Genomic DNA, 17756 nt, shown 5'->3' on the forward strand with positions numbered 1-17756 from the left:
CGTCGTCCCAAGAGCTTGGGCACTTATTTGGCTCGAAATGAACAACATCCAAAACATCTCAGGTTATCTCCCTCCAGAATGGATTGACGCTTGGAAAGGACAAGCCGAAACAGAACTTCCCCTCACATGGGAAGACCCAGACAACATGTATAAACCTATCCCCCGTAAACCAGAAATTGAAGAAAAGAACGCATTAACTGTAGCGAAATCCCTTGAAATTATTCGGAATAATATGACAAAATCTTTGTACTAAACAAAAAGGAGGCTCGTTTTTGAACAGCCTCCTTTTATTTATTGTCGGTTTCTGTCGGTAAGTCGATATATTTTAATAATCGCTGATATATTTTGAGTTGCGCCGATATATTTTGATAATCGCTGATATATTTCAAGATTCGCCGATATATTCTAATAATCGCTGATATATTTTTATGTACTAATGGACTGGCCCAATTCAATATTCTAGCGAGATGCATGAGGGTATACGTAATTCTATTTTTGTAACATTTGAAGAGAGTAACCATTATCCCTTTTTGGAAGAAGCTGCTCAATTTATTTCTACTACTCAGAAACTTTATAAATCGTTACACTAGTACCGTTATTATTAAGGCAATCTAAACACTGATAAAAAGCTCACAGCCTCTATAAGACTATGAGCTTTTTCAAAAGAAATATTTCACACTAGTAACAACCAAAAGAAGAACAGAAAAAATCACTAAACCTAAATCAATGAATACTGACTTTTTATCTCCTTCTTTTAAACTGATCGTAAAACTAGAAATCATTTTAATTATCCAAAAGACCATCATAAATAACCCACCGTAATGATCATTTGTATTATCTTTATCGTAAAACATTTGTATTGCACCTACTAGTAATAAAACAAGTATGACATTAGTTCCAATCCTTAAAGCCTTGTTTGATTTATTATCTTTTAATGTATCTCCCAAAATATATCACACCCTCTCATACTCTCCTATGTTTTATTTCTCTTTATATCTTAACACGAATTACCTATTTTTCCCTTTCAATTCGAATAACATACAAAAAAACCTGTCAACAATTTGACAGGTTCCCTACACATTAAAACGATAACCAGCTCCCCAAACTGTTTCAATATATTGCGGGTGAGCAGGGTCTCTTTCAATTTTTTCACGTAGCTTTCTTATATGAACAACAACCGTTGCTAAATCGCCAGCTGAGTCTAATCCCCAAATACGTTCAAATAACTGTTCTTTATTTAACACTTGGTTTGGATGCATTACAAAAAAGGTTAATAAATCAAATTCCTTCGTTGTAAACGCGATTTCTTCATTGTTTATAAAAACTTTCCTCGCTCGTTGATCGATAGAGATTCCATGTATATATAGCGTATCACGTTGCTTACTTATATTTCCTGATAATCTTTCATAACGAGAAATATGTGCTTTTACCCTTGCGACTAATTCACTTGGACTAAACGGTTTCGTTATATAATCATCCGCACCTAATCCGAGTCCGCGAATTTTATCTATATCTTCCTTCTTTGCTGAAACAAGTAAAATCGGAATATCTTTTACAGCACGTATTTGTTTACAAATTTCGAATCCATTCATCTTCGGAAGCATAATATCTAAAATAATTAAATCGTAGTCTTCTTGCAGGGCCATTTGTAAACCTACTTCTCCTGAATGCTCTACATCAACTTGAAAATCACTAATTTCTAAATAATCTCGCTGTAATTCTGCAATACTTATTTCATCTTCTACTAGTAAAATTCTCTTCATTCTACTCACCACATTCCTGTACTTTTTTCAATGAGAAGAAAATACTTGTACCTTCCCCAAGCTTACTTTCCGCCCAAATTCCTCCACCATGTTCTTCAACAATTTGCTTCGCTATCGCTAAACCAAGTCCACTTCCACCTGTGCTAGAATTTCGCGATTGCTCTGTACGATAAAACCGCTCAAATATATACGGCAGCGTATCAGTTTCTATACCTGACCCATTGTCCATTACTTTCACAATGACTTTATTGCTATCACTCGATACTGTTACAGTAATTTTCTTTTCTTCTTTATCCATGTATTTCACACTATTATGAATTAAATTTGATATCACTCTATTGATCTTTTCGCAATCAGCCGTTACATATAGTGGTGACGCATGTAATTGTAAGTTAACTTCTATACCTTCTTTACTTAAATCCATCTGCATCTCTTCTATTAATTCCTGCATAAACATATTTAATTCAACCGTTTCAAACTGAAAGGGAACTCGGTTCAAATCAAGCTTCGAAAATAAAAATAGTTCATCAATGAGTGTATCCATATGTCTTGCTTTCGTATGGATAGTCGTTAAGTACTTATCCATTTTTTCAGGTGTATTTGCTACCCCATCCTTTATTCCTTCCACATATCCGATAATAGATGTAATTGGTGTTTTCAAGTCATGAGAGATGTTTGAAATGAGCTCTTTTCGATTTTCTTCATACTGCGTTTGTACTTCAATCGATTCTTTTAACCTCTTCCTCATTTCCTCAAACCCTTGATTTAATTGTCCTATTTCATCGTGCGATGTAACTGGCATTTGAAAATCTAAATTTCCTTCTTTAATCTTCTCAGTCGCATCTTTCAATACAAAGATTGGCTTTATTACACTTCTTGAGACGAGATAACTTAATAATCCAATAAGCAAAATGGCTAACAGTAAAAGTGATACGAACAAAATTGGAAATAATTTTTGCGTAAGATCTACAAACGAACTTTGTTTTTTTAATACAAATATACTTCCTTCTTCTTTCTGTGGAAAATAAAAATCAAATTTTACATATCGATAAAATGTATCGCCTAGTTCCGTTGTACCACGACTATTAATATTTGCTGATTCAAATTTCGGAAGAGCTTCTTTTAAAGAAACACTTTCAAATACGTTTGAAGCATATGAAAGTGTTTCTCCTTTTCTTACAACTATTTTCACACCATCTTTTTCTATTGCTGACACAAACGACTCATCAAACAATTGAGATTGATGCTGTTTGGCGGCTGACTTCAACTCAAGATAGGCATTCTCTTCTTCTGGTGTAAGCGGCTTTTGAATGTAAGAACTTTTATAGAAATTTTTCACTGCTTCCAAGTCACCTGTTATCGAAAAAACGATTAAAAATCCCGCGACTAATATAAGCGTAATAGAAACGAAAATGACAGCGATATAAGAAAATAAAAACCTTGTTTTAATAGACATCATTTATATCCTCACTTTACCCCGCTATTTGCGGGCAGTCCGATTGTTTCAACTAATAATCAGCGGGGGATGAACCCTCCCCACTGATTAAAGTTTCACTTTACCCATCCTTCATATTCATAAGCATAAAAATATATTTTCAAATACTCAAGCGATTTTATAGTAATTTTAGCGTCAGTTTATAAAAATTTAATGTTCTTATTCTACAGTTGAAATTAGGAGGTTGAAATTCCATGTTCAAAAAAACATTAAGCATGATATGTTGCGTAATTTTTTTACAAGGTTGCTCGCAAGAACAAGAAGTTAAAAAGGAGATGACAAACATGGAAACAGCACTACTAGCAGCTACTGAGAAACAGGAAACAAACACTGTTATATCATTACTCAAAAAAGGGGCTGACATAAATATAACGGACAATAAAGGACGTACCCCTCTTATGATTGCTACATACAAAAATGATGTAAAAACCGCAAAAGCGCTTATCGAATCTGGTGCTGACGTAAATATCCAAGATGATATGAAAAACAATCCCTTTCTATACGCCGGTGCAGAAGGTTATTTGGATATTTTAAAACTAACGATTGATGCCGGCGCAGATCCATCGCTTACGAATCGTTACGGCGGAACAGCTCTTATTCCCGCATCAGAACATGGCTATATTGATGTTATAGAAGAACTCCTCACTCGAACAAATATTAATGTAAACCATGTAAATAACCTCGGATGGACAGCTTTAATGGAAGCTATCGTACTAAGTAACGGAGATGAAACACAGCAACAAGTCATTCGCCTTCTAATTGAACATGGCGCTGATGTAAATATTCCAGACAACGATGGTGTTACCCCATTGCAACATGCCCGTGTTCATAACTTTGAAGAGATAGAGAAGATTTTATTAGAGGGACAGAAGTAATCCTACTTTTTGCCTTCCTCCCCCGCCCTATGCTACATTTAAGCCGTTACATCAATATTGATAGGGTGGGAATAAACATGAACAAACCTAAAATCGGGATGATTGGCCTTGGAAGTATTGCACAAAAAGCTTACCTCCCAACACTTACAAGTGAAACAAACTGGAATTTTGTAGGGGCATTTACACCTAATGCAGAGAAAAGAAAACAAATTTGCCAGCAATATCGTATTCAAGACTTTCATTCTATTGAAACGTTAGCTTCAGAATGTGATGCAATCTTCGTTCATAGTTCAACTGCTACACATTATGAAATCGTTTCTACACTTCTTGAAAAAGGAATCGATGTTTATGTAGATAAACCGCTAGCTGCTACAGTGGAACAATCTGAAAAACTAGTCGAAATGAGTGAAAAGTATAATCGAAAGTTAATGGTTGGATTTAATCGCCGTTTCGTTCCTATGTACGTCACTGCCAAAGAACAAGCTAATGATATTTCATGGATTCGAATTGAAAAGCACCGCACAAATAAAGTAGGGCCAAATACGTACGATTTTACTATGCTAGATGATTACTTACATATTGTAGATACTGCTCGCTGGTTAGCTAATGATAACCTTAACGTCGTTCATAATATGATGCAAATAAACGAAAAAAATGAACTCCTTTATGGACATCATACATATACAACCGCAAACGGGCTCTTACTCTCTACAGCCATGCACCGTCATGCAGGTACAAACTTAGAACAAATTGAACTTGTAACGACAGGAAAAATCATTCGTGTAAAAAATATGAATACATTTGAAGTTGAAGAAGAAAACTCTGTTTCACAAAGCGGTTCTCCGTCATGGGAAACGACATTAAAGCAGCGCGGTTTTGAAGATGCTGTTCATCATTTTATTGACTGTGTACATGGAGATACGAAACCGTTAGTAGATGGGGCAGAAGGATTAAAAACGCAGCAAATGCTCCAATCTTTATTAGATGATGTAAACAAAAATTAAAACGGATACATTTTTCAGAATTTACTTTCATTCCCATTTCCTCTTTATTTCTATCACAAATTTCTATAGAATATGTTGATAGGAATTATAAATTTCATAATGAATCGTGGAAAGGGTGGGATTGACACATGTGGAACGAGTTTAAAAAATTCGCGTTCAAAGGGAATGTAATTGATTTAGCTGTCGGGGTTGTAATCGGTGCTGCATTCGGTAAAATCGTTAGTTCTTTAGTAAAAGATATCATCACACCATTACTTGGTATGGTATTAGGCGGCGTTGACTTTACAGATTTAAAACTTACATTTGGTAAGTCATCTATTATGTATGGTAACTTCATCCAGACTATTTTTGATTTCTTAATTATTGCAGCTGCTATCTTTATGTTTGTTAAAGTTTTCAACAAACTAACATCTAAAAGAGAAGAAGAAGAAAAGACAGAAAAAATTCCAGAACCAACAAAAGAAGAAGTTCTTCTTGGCGAAATTCGCGACTTACTAAAACAACAAAACTCTTCTAAAGATAGAGCATAATTGAACGGACAAAAGGCATGCCCCTAAGGGGCATGCCTTTTTTTATGCTATAACGTTTCCGAATTCATATGAATAAATATAATAATACCTGCAACCATCAGTACCATAATGCTACCTGCAAATAGTGTAATGCCAATAAACATTAAGCTCGTACTTACATCTATCGAAATACTTTCAGTAAAAATAGAAATTACATACGTGATAAGGGCAATTCCTGCAAGAATACTTCCTGGAACAAATCGCTTTAAGCCATTTTGTTTTAACGTCATATATGCAAAAATAGCAGTCATACAAAGCGTAATTATCCAAAGAACGATCATCTCTTTTCCCCCCTCACAAGCCTTTTCTTTCTATTATACATGACATTGCCCTATAATAGGTGAATTTGCATTTATGTGACATATAACAAGGAATCACTAACAAATATAGCGAAAGCATTACAACATGAAAATATTCTTTGTAAGGGAGTGTTCATAATGCTCTGGATTTCACTAATTATATTAGCTTATTTCATCATTCTCGTCCCAATACAGTACAACTACATTAAAGTACTCAAGGACAAACAAAAGAAAATGAATGTGTCACAAAATGAACTATACGACAAAATGTCTTATGAAGAATCCCAAGTACATCATCATTATCAAAGTAACGTATTTACAATACCTGCTTCGCTTGTCGCAAGTATTATTTATAAAGTGAAACATGCAGCATAATATGTACGCTGTAAAATTATTGTTTGAATCTGTTCATTCTGGTGAGCCTGCTCCTACTAAAATTGATGAGTATTATGAAGAAAATCACGATACACTTTTTGAAGAAAGTATTATCCTTGTTAAAGCAAACGACCTAGAGGAAGCTCACGAATTAGGCGAAAAAATCGCTATGCACTCTGAAGAACCGTACGATAATATGTACGGTGAACAAGTCACATGGAAGTTTCAAAAAGTGTTACATGTGTTTGAATTAAATGATACATCATTTGAAACAGGAACAGAGTTATACGCAAGATTTTTACATGTTAAGAAAAATGAAACTGTAGATACAGTAGTAAAAAAATACTACCCTGAATATGAATAAAAGCTCACAGCAATCGCTGTGAGCTTTTTTATTCTTACTTCGTTGAATCTCTAAATTGGATACGGTGAGGTAAAATAACAGTGTGATCTTCCACTTTTTCTTTGTTCATATACTTTGTTAATAGACGCATTGCTACTGCACCGATATCATACATTGGTTGTACAACTGTTGAAAGCTGCGGGCGTACCATTAATGCAAGGCGTGTGTTATCAAAGCCAAGCACTTCTATATCAGTTGGTACGTTTAATCCAGCGTCTTGTGCTGCGTGGATTACACCTAGTGCCATTTCATCAGAAGATACGAAGATTGCTGTTGGCTTCTCATCCATGCTCCAAAGTTTTTCGAATGCTTCGATACCTGAATCATACGTGTAATCTCCATCGATTACGAGATTTTCATCATATGAAATACCAGCTTCTTCTAAAGCCTTTTTATAACCTTGTAACTTCTTCGCGCTTCCCGCTTTATCAATGAAAGGACCAGAGACGAAACCGATACGTTTATGTCCTTGCTCAATAAAATGCTTCATTGCATCGTAAGCTGCTTGTGTATAATCAATATTTACTGATGGCGTTTCATTTTGCTCATCAAATGATGCTGCTAATACAATCGGTACTGGAGATTTTTTGAATTCTTCAATGTGAACATCTGTAATATCTTCACCCATGAAAACAATCCCGTCCACTTGTTTCCCAAGCATCGTATTTAATAAGTGGAACTCTTTCTCTTTGTTTTGATCAGAGTTACTTAAAATGATGTTATATTTGTACATTGTTGCGATATCTTCAATTCCACGAGCAAGTTCTGCATAAAACGTATTTGAGATATCAGGAATAATAACACCCACTGTAGTTGTTTTCTTACTTGCTAGTCCACGTGCTACCGCATTTGGGCGGTATCCTAAACGATCAATTGCTTCTAATACTTTCTTTCTTGTTGTAGGCTTTACATTTGGGTTACCGTTCACAACACGTGATACGGTAGCCATTGAAACGTTCGCTTCACGAGCTACATCATAGATTGTTACGTTCATCTCTTCGTACACTCCTTCTATTTATGTTATCTATTTTTATGTATCGGTTCACTTGAATGAAAAAAAGACATCAACTCTATTTGCAGATGCCAACAATCGTCCCGAGTTCTTCCTTTTACTAATGATACGATAAAAACGCAGGCTCATACAATATTTTCCCGCAAAAGTTTCGAAAAAATTCGCTTCTTTTCTCGTATTTTCGTATTTTTTATGCAAAAAAGGGCAATTTTTGTAAAAAGTCTATGTAACAAAGGCTACATAGACTAAAAAATCTTTTTATAATTTACTTCCGAATGCTTTTAATTCTTTCATAAACTCATTGAATTCTGGAATATCCATTTGTTGTGATGCATCTGATAATGCAACTGCTGGGTCCGGATGTACTTCAGCCATAATAGCATCAGCACCAATTGCCATAGCCGCTTTTGCAGCTGGTAATAGAAGGTCACGTCGCCCTGTAGAATGCGTTACATCGACAACGACAGGTAAATGTGTTTCTTTCTTTAAAATTGGCACAGCGGAAATATCAAGCGTATTACGCGTTGCTGTTTCATATGTGCGAATACCTCGTTCGCATAAAATGATATTACCGTTCCCCTCTGCCATAATATATTCTGCCGCATTAATAAATTCTTCAATTGTTGCGGATAAACCACGCTTTAATAATATCGGCTTATTTACAGCACCAGCTGCTTTTAATAACTCGAAGTTTTGCATGTTGCGAGCGCCAATTTGAATAACATCAACATAATCTAATGCCATTTCAATATCATTCGGATTTAAAATCTCACTAATAACAGCTAAATTATATTCATCTGCAACTTGGCGTAAAATTTGCAATCCTTCTAATCCAAGACCTTGAAAATCATATGGAGATGTACGAGGCTTGAAAGCACCACCACGCATTAGTTTCAGACCTTGCTCTTTCATTGCTTCTGCAACTTGGCGTACTTGTTCATAACTTTCTACAGCACATGGTCCCATAATAAAATGTTGGTTTCCATCGCCAATTTTCTCTCCATTAATCTCCACAATCGTATCTTCTGCTTTTTTCTTACGAGAAACAAGTAGCGCTTTGCGATGATCGTCTTCTTGTAGTTCTAAACCAGCTTGAAAAATTTGTTTAAAAATATGTTGTAAGGTCGATGTTTCAAATGGACCATTATTATTCTCCGCAAGTAAATTCAACATTTCTCTTTCACGTACAGGGTCAAAACGTTTCACACCTTGTACTTCTTTTAAGTTTCCAACCTCTTGCATGAGACGGCCTCTTTCATTCAATAACTCTAATAATTGTAGGTTGATTTGATCGATGCTAGAACGTAATCGATCTAACTCTTGTGATGCCATAAGAAAGCCACCTCTTTTAAATTTCTTCATTAACTTTTTTAAGATAACTTATTATAGCTGATACATACGAGGTTGTCACACGATATACAACATAGAATACTGTATGAAACAGATAGAAAAAAGACGTGGAAATAGCATAATAAGAAAGCAGAAAATCCGTAGTATAAATTTAAATTACTGTATTCCGGAAAATTTATAAAATAAAAAAGACAGCTTAAAAACTGTCTTTTTTATTTTATAGGAAAGAAACGAACGGTTTATCGCTGTTCTTCTCTTTTATAATAACAGCCTCGATTTTACTCTCAGACTTTATCTGTAATTGAACTTTAGCATCTTTAGGGAATTTTTCTACCATACTTTGAGCAGCCATTTGAGAAAGCGCCATTAATTCTGACTTACCATTATATTTAACGACAATATCCATCTTTAATTTATCCATCTTATTTTGCTTATAAGAAATCTTAGCATTAACAGGGATATAATCTCCTGGAGAGAATTTCTTTATTGCTTCTGAAAAATCATCTAACTTTTTATTGTCTTCTCCTTGTGCTCCCGCAAATTCTTGAGAAGGATACGAATACGATTTTTCATCAATAGTATCCCAATTTCCAAGGTTAGTCTCATTCTTTTGAACCGTAGCGCTTGAAATATAAGTACCATTCTTTAAAGAGCTTGTACTTTCTTGCTTAAATATAGCAAACGTAATCGGAGATTTGTTATATTTATCATTTTTATTAATTGCTTCTATAAGTTGCTTGGCAACTTCAGTCCCTTTAGAAATAGCTTCCTCATTAGATACACTTGAAGACATAGATAAACCAATAACTACACCAGATAAGCTTAGTTCATTTGAATTCTGTTTGCCGAAGTAGTCCTGTTCTATAATATTAGTCAAAACTGGTACTCCTTGTTTCGTAACTAATTCATCAATTGTTTTCTCTGGAATATATTGATTTAATTGTAATACGTAATTTTCTGTATCGAATTGTTTTGAAGCAATATTCATTAAACCATTTTCATATTCTGCTAAATCTAGTTTAGAATTAGTTTTAACATTAACTGTATTAATTACCTTTTGTTCTTTTAAAGGAATAACAGTTCTATAGTAATCCTTAGAAACAGCAGTTCTTGGGATCATACTTTTTTCTTTCGTATCTTTCTGTACAACTTCATCTTTCTTCTCAATAGTATTATTACTGCAAGCCCCCAGTAATAAACTTAAGCTTGCGATGAATAACGCCATTTTCTTCATTGCTTAAAACCCACTTTCAAAAGTCAATTTACTTAGTTTTAAAGTATCTATAGTGTACCATAAATATATTGCAACAAAATAAAAAAGAAGCAAGCCCTTCGCTTGCCTCTCTCTATTTTACATTCTCTTCTAAAGCTTCTTTTTTAATATTCCAATGCGATGTATGCCATACTACCATTCCATCTTTTATGTATAGCACTTGCGGAGATTCATGTTTAATGCTGTACTGCTCTGCAACATGGTTCGAAACATCTCTCGCCTCTTGTACGTATAAATAATATGCTGGCACTTCTCTTTCTTCACGGCAATACGCTTGAAACTCAGTATATGCACCGTGACTAATTGGGCATGTCGTACTATGCTTAAAAAGAACGTAAGGCTCGTTCTTTTCTACTAACGCTTCAAGTTCTTCAATCGTTTCAATCTTCATCATACTCATCGTTACTCACCTCTCATGCGAAGTCTAGAGCGTTTTTCTCTCTTTTCAGCCTTCTGCTCAGCTCTCTCAAGTTTACGCTCTTCTTTTTCAACCTTTTTCTCTTGTCTCGTAGCACGGTAATGGTTGTATACTTCAATTGCTGCACTGCTCCATTGCACAACTTGTGCTACTTTATCTGCATTATTTTCAATTTCGTCCGTAACAGACTCTGATACATTGCGAAGCTTCGTATTTAAAGAGTGAATCGTCGTTCCGATTCCATCCACACCTTCTACTACTTTATTTAGCGACTGTGACTTCTGTTGAATATCATCAGCTAACGCATTTGTCTTATGTAATAATTGCTCCGTCTCTACACTTATTCCTTGCATTTGCTTTTCTAAACCCTCTAACGTGCTCGCAACATTTTCTAACGTTTTCTGAACCGATAACAACGTTCTGCATACATACACTACTAATACAGCGAAAGCAACCGCAATAATAGCCGCACTTACATATAAAAGAACTTGCATTTCATCACTTCCTTTATCTTTTTCATACTTTCTCCCATTATACAATCATTTTCCGTTTCGTTCTAATCCCTATCTTTTCATTAGAATTTTCATACTTATTCGTTAACTTTAACATAAATGATTCAACAAATTCCACTAAGTAGGTTACAATAGGAGAGGATACATAATTAGTAGGGAGGCTTTACATATGAAAGATCCACGCATTGAAAAGTTAGCATACAATTTAATTAACTACTCTATCCGCTTACAAAAAGGCGAAAAAGTATTAATTGAAAACTTTGGCTTACAAAAAGAGCTTGTAACTGCACTTGTAAAAGAAGCATATGCAGCTGGTGGTTTCCCATTCGTTTCTTTAAAAGATCATCAAGTAGATCGCTCTTTATTAATGGGGGCTACTGAAGAACATTTCGAACAAATCGCTGCATATGAAGCAAGCGTAATGAAAGATATGGACGCTTATATCGGTCTTCGCTCTGGCGATAACATTAACGAACAAGCTGACGTGCCAAGTGAGCGCATGAAAGTTCACGGTCAAACAGTTGGTAAGAAAGTTCATAGAGACATCCGTGTTCCGAAAACACGATGGGTTGTTCTTCGCTACCCAAATGCTTCTATGGCGCAGCTTGCTAAAATGAGCACAGAAGCTTTCGAAGACTTCTACTTCGAAGTATGTAACTTAGACTACGGTAAAATGGATAAGGCGATGGATAGCCTTGTTACATTAATGAATAAAACAGATAAAGTTCGCCTAACTGGTCCTGGAACTGACTTAACATTCTCTATTAAAGACATTCCAGCTATTAAATGCTCAGGTCATTTAAACATTCCAGACGGTGAAGTATACTCTGCGCCAGTTCGTGATTCTGTTAACGGTACAGTTTCTTACAATACACCATCTCCTTACAACGGTTATACATTTGAAAATGTACAACTTAAATTCGAGAATGGCCAGATCGTTGAAGCAACTGCAAACGATACAGAGCGCATTAACAAAATCTTCGATACAGACGAAGGCGCACGCTTCGTTGGTGAGTTCGCAATCGGCGTAAATCCATACATCTTACATCCAATGGGAGACATTCTATTCGATGAAAAAATTGATGGCAGCTTCCACTTCACTCCTGGACAAGCTTACGACGATGCATGGAACGGTAACAACTCTAACATCCATTGGGATTTAGTATGCATCCAACGCCCTGAATACGGCGGCGGCGAAATTTACTTCGACGACGTACTAATCCGTAAAGACGGACGCTTCGTTGTACCTGAATTAGAAGCTTTAAACCCAGAGAACTTAAAATAATATGAAAAGCGCTCGGAATTCTATCCGAGCGCTTTTTCATTAATACTCTAATAATTTTTTAGCCACATCTTCTGGTACTTTAAAACTATTTTTATTTTTTAGCTTATTAATTTTCAATTCAACCTCAACATAAGGAACATCTTTATATACTGTCATAGTACCAATTTCATGTAACTCTTTTTTATCTTTACTCGAATCCAATAATTTTGGTGTATCCTCTTGATACATTTTAAACGTTTTCCCTTGCGGAGTATCCATAGGAGCCGATTCCATTTCCCACTCATCCATTTTGATTGATTCAAACAACTTTTTGATTTCTTTCTTATCGGTAATTGTTTTTTTATCACTCGAATCAATAAGGGATTCAACTTCAATTTTTTGTGCCTTTTCTAAGCTAACGTCAGACTTCTCTTTCTTCGCACTACATCCTATGAAAAGAACAGATGCCGTTAATAGAAGCAAAAATAACATACAGATTTTTTTCATTTCTAATCCCCCTGCACTATAAAGAGCTATGTTTCTCATTCTTCATTTGCTGCGAATGGAAATAAAATAAAAGTGTCACTGCAATAATCCCTATTAATATTGGGACATATAAAGGCAAGTCCCACTTAATATATACTCTAGTGCAAATAGCAAGCACCAGCAAAATTTCCAAACAAAATAAAGATTTTACATATTTCATTTCTTACCTACCATTTCTATTTTCACATATGGATTTTCTTTCTCAATAAGCGCCAAGAATTCATTCATATCTTGCGGCATCCCAATCATATGTACCTTATATGCATTCGTCGTAATTTCAAGAGACTTCCCAACTTGGCGAATAATTATAATATCTTTCAATATAACATCTTCATTTAAAACGCCGTATTTTAGCACACCATTTTCTACTTTATGTTTTTTAATAAATATTTCCCAAACGAGAGGGCCATTTACAATGAAGCATAACCCCATCCCAATTAGAGCTGAAACCCAATCCCCTTTTCTTGTAAAGAACATTACAATCGGATATACCACCATAAAAGCTAACGTTAGACTAACGAGAATTATCGCAGACTTACTTCTTTGAATCGGAAAGTTCATACCCACACCCCCTATCCAAATTATACCATTGTTTCCATTTTAGTTCATAAAAAAATCATTTATGAATGACCTTTTTAAATAGTATACCTATAAAATTTCTTATCTACCTCTAACACTGGAAAACTTTTTGGTAACTCTTCTACATTCACATTTTGGAAACCATTCTTTTCATAAAAACGATGCGCCGCTAAAAATTTCACTGTTGTTCCCAAATAAATATCTTTCAGCTTTTTATTCTCAGCCCACGAAATCGCTTTTTGAAGTAGCATATGTGATGCGCCCCATTCTTTTCCGCGAAACTCTTTTTTTACGAACATTTTTCTTAGCGCTACTTGCTGACCCCCAATATCTAATAAAGCTACTGTTCCAACTACTTTTCCACCGTACGTTGCTACCCAAAAGCTTCCGTGATTCCTTTGATAGAACGTTTCTATTTCAAGTAAGTCAGGTTGCTCTTCTTTCGTAATTGGGACATTGTACTCTTTTTGCTGAATATGAACGATAAGATTTACTACTTCCTCTTGAAATTTACTTTCATACGGAACAATATGAATCTTCTCGTTCATCGAATCTCCTTCCATTCTGAAGCTAGTAAACTGTATACAGCAATATCGTGGAAGTGATCGTATAGCCATTCTTCATCTCTTAAAATACCATCTAACTTAAACTCTAAACGCTCTGGAATAGCGCGGCTTTTTGCATTTTCAACACCGCATCTGATTTCAATTTTATTCAGCTTTAGATTTTCAAATGCATAGTGAAGTACAGCCTTCACGCTACGCGTCATAATACCTTTCCCGCCAGCATCTTCTGCAAGATAATATCCGAGACTCGCTGCTTTCTTCCCCCAACTCACTGGATGAATACCTACCATACCAACAAGCTTTCCTTTATAACGTATGCCACTTTCAAAACCGTCTCCCTCTGCAAATTTCTTTAACCACATCGGAAAAATCTCATTATACGCATCAGCAGATTTCGTCCCATCCACCCATGGAAGCCATCTTCTTAAATAGGTACGATTCTGATCTATTAATTCATATAGTTCCTCTTTATGATGTTTTTCTAATAGTTGTAGTTCAATTTCATCATCTACTCGAAGTGTGAACATGTTTTTTAGCCCCTTTTAGTTTTCTTATTATTCTAACATTTTAATTTGAAGGAATGCACCATAATATATCAACAATTTTTAAAATATATCGAACACAAAGGCAGTTACATCGGCTTACCGACTAGATTCGACAACGCTGTTCACCCAAAACAGCACAAAAAAGACGCACAGCCAAGCTATGCGTCTTTTCTATTACTTCTCTGCAACTTGAACTTCTTTTACGTAAGCTGCTTCGAATTTTTGGATGTCTCCTGCGCCCATGAAGATAAGAACGCCGTTTTTATGTTTCTTTAATACATCCGTTGTTGTATCTGTAATTAGTTCTGCACCGTCAATACGCTTCTGCAGATCTTCAATTGTTAATTCACCTTTGTTTTCACGTGCTGATCCGAAAATATCACATAAGTATACTTGGTCAGCTTTACTTAAGCTTTCCGCGAACTCATCTAAAAATTTCTCTGTACGTGAGAATGTATGTGGCTGGAATACAGCGACAACTTCTCGCTCTGGATGTTTTTGACGAGCTGCTTCAATCGTTGCATTAATTTCTGTCGGATGGTGTGCATAGTCATCAATGATAACTTGTTCTCCCATTGGCTTTTCATTAAAGCGACGTTTTACGCCTTCAAAAGTTGTTAGCTGATGCTTAACTGCTTCTACATCAACGTTTTCATAATGGCAAAGCGCGATTACTGCTAATGCATTTAATACGCTGTGATCGCCATATCCTGTGATTTTGAACGTGTCATAGTACGTATTACGAACGAATACGTCGAATATAGTACCATCTGTTCTCTTTTGGATGTTACGTGCTTGGAAATCATTATCTTCTCCAAATCCATAGAAAATAACAGGTACTTTCGCTTGAATTTTTTGAAGTTCTTCATCATCTCCACATGCAATAATGCCTTTTTTCACTTGCAATGCCATCTCTTGGAATGCACTGAATACATCATTGACATCTGTAAAATAATCTGGATGATCAAAATCAATGTTTGTCATAATTGCATAGTCTGGATAGTAAGACAAGAAATGACGACGATACTCACAAGCTTCAAATACAAAATACTTACTATTTTCTACCCCATGCCCAGTTCCATCTCCAATAAGATAAGATGTTGGGTGTGCGCCTTGCATTACATGGGCTAACAAACCTGTAGTTGATGTTTTTCCATGTGCACCAGTTACAGCAACACTTGTGTACTGATCCATAAGATCACCTAAGAAGTGATGGTAACGATGTACTGGGATATTTAATTCTTTTGCTGCTACGATTTCTTCATGCGTATCAGGAAATGCATTTCCTGCGATAATCACTTGTCCTTCTTTAATATTATTCTTATCAAAAGGAAGGATGGAAATACCACGCTTTTCCAATGCTGTTTGTGTAAAGAAACGCTTTTCATAATCAGACCCTTGAACAGTATGCTTCATGTCATGAAGAATTTGCGCTAATGAACTCATTCCTGTTCCTTTAATTCCTACAAAATGGTAAACTGTCATCTTAAAGAACCTCCAACATTTCGAACTAATACAACGGCCTATCTATAAGACAGTATATGAATCTTTTCTTATTTTGGTAATCATCATACATTTCTGATGAAGCAAAGTTTTCTTTAATCTTCACTTATCAGGATAACCACGTACGTACTTCTTTTTATGTCCATAACAAACTTATTATAGCAAAAAACCAGCTGTTATACTATGATAACAGAAAAACTGATAGGGTCAATCACCTATCAGTTTTTCTCATTTTTACATATCTTCTTTTGTTTCTAATTGAACACGCTCTAGACGTGGATTTGGACGGTATTTACGACCTGCTTTTGCTTCTGGTTTTCCATTTAATTCTACGTTATCACCAGTAAAGCCAATATTCATTTTTAATAAGCTACTTCCTACTCCATATATATCGACAGGAACATTTTGAGCTTCGAATTCACGAATACGCTTCTCATCAAATCCACCAGTTACAACGATATCTACATGTTGGAACCCTTCCTCATCAAGAGCTTTACGAAGTGCAAATACAAGCGATGGATTTACACCACGTGGATCAAATGTTCCAAGTACTTCTGGGTGACGAATGAAGTATTGATCAATCATTGTACGAGACGTATCAACACGCACACCTTTTAATGTTGATCCAAATTCACGAGCTACGCGAAGTGCATCTGTAATGACATCATTATTGTAATCAATTAATACAACTAATTCATCTTCTGGGAATTTCTTATGATACGCTTTTGCAGCTTCAACAACATCACCATTAAACATTTGAATTAATGCGTGAGGCATCGTCCCCATACCACTTCTGCCCCACCACTCATTCATTGCATGCGTCGCTTGTGCGCTCATACCTCCGATGTATGCCGCATAACCGTCACCAGCTTGTTGCGTATAATGATCATCACGATCTCCCATGAAAATAACTGGTTTTTCTTTATCTACACTACGTGCAGCTTGGACAACGTTATATACGTTTGTCGCAACTGATGTACGACGAGCTAAAATCCCATCAATTACACCTTCTAAAAATCCGAAATTTTCATAAGGACCATGAATTGTTAAAACTGTTTCAAACGGACTAATATTATCGCCATCCTTTAAAGAATGAATTTCTAATTCCTCAGGATTTTTGGCAAATGTTTGTAGCAATGCGATTACCTCATCTGTTCCGCAAAGAACTGCATGTTCCTTTTGGAAGAACTGCATTGTTACAACACTTTTCGGGCGAAATTCTTCAATGATTTCTCTAGTTTTTAAAAAGTAAACGGCAGAGAACCATCCTTCTCCAACTCGCTCGTCAAATTTAAATGTTCTATTTGTTAGTCGATTTATTTCACCTTTTAATTTTAATTCAATTTCTTTCATGTCGCTTTACTCCCTACTTTACTATCCAACATTTTCTATTAGTATACAGCAA

The 17756-nt window shown here is 35.5% G+C and carries 22 protein-coding genes and 2 pseudogenes; 8 read left to right on the forward strand and 16 right to left on the reverse strand.

Features of this window, described 5'->3' with window-relative positions; genetic code table 11:
• Positions 1-253 (forward strand): annotated as a pseudogene (locus BAU27_RS12975) (acetoin utilization protein AcuC); the annotation flags it as partial.
• Positions 254-446: 193 nt separating this feature from the next.
• A pseudogene (locus tag BAU27_RS31820) lies at positions 447-590 on the forward strand (alpha/beta fold hydrolase); the annotation flags it as partial.
• 69 nt (positions 591-659) lie between these two features.
• On the opposite strand, the gene BAU27_RS12985 reads toward BAU27_RS31820, so the two are convergent.
• The 3 genes from BAU27_RS12985 to BAU27_RS12995 form a co-directional block, all read right to left on the reverse strand.
• Complete coding sequence (locus tag BAU27_RS12985) at positions 660-947, reverse strand: hypothetical protein (RefSeq protein WP_071748342.1); 288 nt, start codon at positions 945-947, stop codon at positions 660-662.
• A gap of 126 nt (positions 948-1073) precedes the next feature.
• Positions 1074-1763 (reverse strand): response regulator transcription factor, encoded by a 690-nt coding sequence (locus tag BAU27_RS12990; protein ID WP_071748343.1) that lies wholly within the window; start codon positions 1761-1763, stop codon positions 1074-1076.
• 1 nt (position 1764) lies between these two features.
• On the reverse strand, positions 1765-3219 hold the full coding sequence (locus BAU27_RS12995) for a sensor histidine kinase (RefSeq protein WP_071771067.1): 1455 nt from the start codon (positions 3217-3219) through the stop codon (positions 1765-1767).
• A 233-nt stretch (positions 3220-3452) separates the two neighbouring features.
• Between BAU27_RS12995 and BAU27_RS13000 the strand changes: the two genes are divergently transcribed.
• The 3 genes from BAU27_RS13000 (at position 3453) to mscL (ending at position 5667) form a co-directional block, all read left to right on the forward strand.
• Positions 3453-4133 (forward strand): ankyrin repeat domain-containing protein, encoded by a 681-nt coding sequence (locus BAU27_RS13000; RefSeq protein ID WP_071771068.1) that lies wholly within the window; start codon positions 3453-3455, stop codon positions 4131-4133.
• A gap of 77 nt (positions 4134-4210) precedes the next feature.
• Positions 4211-5137, forward strand: a complete 927-nt coding sequence (locus BAU27_RS13005; protein WP_071771069.1) for a Gfo/Idh/MocA family protein — start codon at positions 4211-4213, stop codon at positions 5135-5137.
• Positions 5138-5265: 128 nt separating this feature from the next.
• Positions 5266-5667 (forward strand): large-conductance mechanosensitive channel protein MscL, encoded by a 402-nt coding sequence (gene mscL / locus BAU27_RS13010; protein ID WP_071771070.1) that lies wholly within the window; start codon positions 5266-5268, stop codon positions 5665-5667.
• Positions 5668-5714: 47 nt separating this feature from the next.
• Here mscL and BAU27_RS13015 read toward each other — a convergent pair whose 3' ends face one another.
• Entirely contained in the window at positions 5715-5987 is a 273-nt protein-coding gene (locus BAU27_RS13015; protein ID WP_071748348.1) for a DUF3917 domain-containing protein, read from the reverse strand.
• Between the two features lie 156 nt (positions 5988-6143).
• On the opposite strand from BAU27_RS13015, the gene BAU27_RS13020 reads away from it, so the two are divergent.
• Entirely contained in the window at positions 6144-6380 is a 237-nt protein-coding gene (locus tag BAU27_RS13020; protein ID WP_071771082.1) for a DUF3949 domain-containing protein, read from the forward strand.
• A 1-nt stretch (position 6381) separates the two neighbouring features.
• Positions 6382-6744 (forward strand): DUF4288 domain-containing protein, encoded by a 363-nt coding sequence (locus tag BAU27_RS13025; protein ID WP_071771081.1) that lies wholly within the window; start codon positions 6382-6384, stop codon positions 6742-6744.
• Between the two features lie 34 nt (positions 6745-6778).
• Here the strand turns inward: BAU27_RS13025 and ccpA are convergent, their stop codons facing one another.
• The 5 genes from ccpA to BAU27_RS13050 all read right to left on the reverse strand — a co-directional run bounded on the left by ccpA (position 6779) and on the right by BAU27_RS13050 (position 11330).
• Positions 6779-7777, reverse strand: coding sequence for a catabolite control protein A (ccpA, locus tag BAU27_RS13030; RefSeq protein WP_071748349.1), 999 nt, complete (start codon positions 7775-7777; stop codon positions 6779-6781).
• Between the two features lie 276 nt (positions 7778-8053).
• A complete protein-coding gene (locus BAU27_RS13035) occupies positions 8054-9127 on the reverse strand; it encodes a bifunctional 3-deoxy-7-phosphoheptulonate synthase/chorismate mutase (protein ID WP_071748350.1) in 1074 nt (357 codons plus the stop codon).
• 235 nt (positions 9128-9362) lie between these two features.
• A complete protein-coding gene (locus BAU27_RS13040; RefSeq protein WP_071748351.1) occupies positions 9363-10379 on the reverse strand; it encodes a CamS family sex pheromone protein in 1017 nt (338 codons plus the stop codon).
• Positions 10380-10491: 112 nt separating this feature from the next.
• The gene (ytxJ, locus tag BAU27_RS13045; RefSeq protein WP_071748352.1) at positions 10492-10818 is read right to left on the reverse strand and encodes a bacillithiol system redox-active protein YtxJ; all 327 of its coding nucleotides are present in this window, start codon (positions 10816-10818) and stop codon (positions 10492-10494) included.
• A gap of 2 nt (positions 10819-10820) precedes the next feature.
• Positions 10821-11330 carry a DUF948 domain-containing protein gene (locus BAU27_RS13050; RefSeq protein ID WP_083595995.1) on the reverse strand — a complete coding sequence of 170 codons (510 nt, stop codon included), beginning with the start codon at positions 11328-11330 and terminating at the stop codon, positions 10821-10823.
• A gap of 187 nt (positions 11331-11517) precedes the next feature.
• Here BAU27_RS13050 and BAU27_RS13055 point away from each other — a divergent pair, with 187 nt between their 5' ends.
• Complete coding sequence (locus BAU27_RS13055; protein ID WP_070180572.1) at positions 11518-12633, forward strand: aminopeptidase; 1116 nt, start codon at positions 11518-11520, stop codon at positions 12631-12633.
• Between the two features lie 39 nt (positions 12634-12672).
• Here the strand turns inward: BAU27_RS13055 and BAU27_RS13060 are convergent, their stop codons facing one another.
• From BAU27_RS13060 to BAU27_RS13090, 7 genes are all read right to left on the reverse strand, one after another.
• Complete coding sequence (locus BAU27_RS13060; protein ID WP_071771071.1) at positions 12673-13119, reverse strand: hypothetical protein; 447 nt, start codon at positions 13117-13119, stop codon at positions 12673-12675.
• Positions 13120-13135: 16 nt separating this feature from the next.
• Positions 13136-13318 (reverse strand): hypothetical protein, encoded by a 183-nt coding sequence (locus BAU27_RS32890; protein WP_071748355.1) that lies wholly within the window; start codon positions 13316-13318, stop codon positions 13136-13138.
• Complete coding sequence (locus tag BAU27_RS13070) at positions 13315-13719, reverse strand: PH domain-containing protein (RefSeq protein WP_071748356.1); 405 nt, start codon at positions 13717-13719, stop codon at positions 13315-13317. The genes BAU27_RS32890 and BAU27_RS13070 overlap by 4 nt, the downstream gene beginning before the upstream one ends.
• 74 nt (positions 13720-13793) lie before the next feature.
• Positions 13794-14285, reverse strand: a complete 492-nt coding sequence (locus BAU27_RS13075) for a GNAT family N-acetyltransferase (protein ID WP_071748357.1) — start codon at positions 14283-14285, stop codon at positions 13794-13796.
• Positions 14282-14830 (reverse strand): GNAT family N-acetyltransferase, encoded by a 549-nt coding sequence (locus BAU27_RS13080; RefSeq protein WP_071748358.1) that lies wholly within the window; start codon positions 14828-14830, stop codon positions 14282-14284. Before BAU27_RS13080 ends, BAU27_RS13075 begins: the two co-directional genes overlap by 4 nt.
• Positions 14831-15022: 192 nt before the next feature.
• Positions 15023-16333 (reverse strand): UDP-N-acetylmuramate--L-alanine ligase, encoded by a 1311-nt coding sequence (gene murC / locus BAU27_RS13085; RefSeq protein WP_071748359.1) that lies wholly within the window; start codon positions 16331-16333, stop codon positions 15023-15025.
• A gap of 252 nt (positions 16334-16585) precedes the next feature.
• The gene (locus BAU27_RS13090) at positions 16586-17704 is read right to left on the reverse strand and encodes a nicotinate phosphoribosyltransferase (RefSeq protein ID WP_000658379.1); all 1119 of its coding nucleotides are present in this window, start codon (positions 17702-17704) and stop codon (positions 16586-16588) included.
• Between the last annotated feature and the right edge of the window lie 52 nt (positions 17705-17756).

Source organism: Bacillus sp. NH11B, from assembly GCF_001884205.1.
Taxonomy (GTDB): domain Bacteria; phylum Bacillota; class Bacilli; order Bacillales; family Bacillaceae_G; genus Bacillus_A; species Bacillus_A proteolyticus.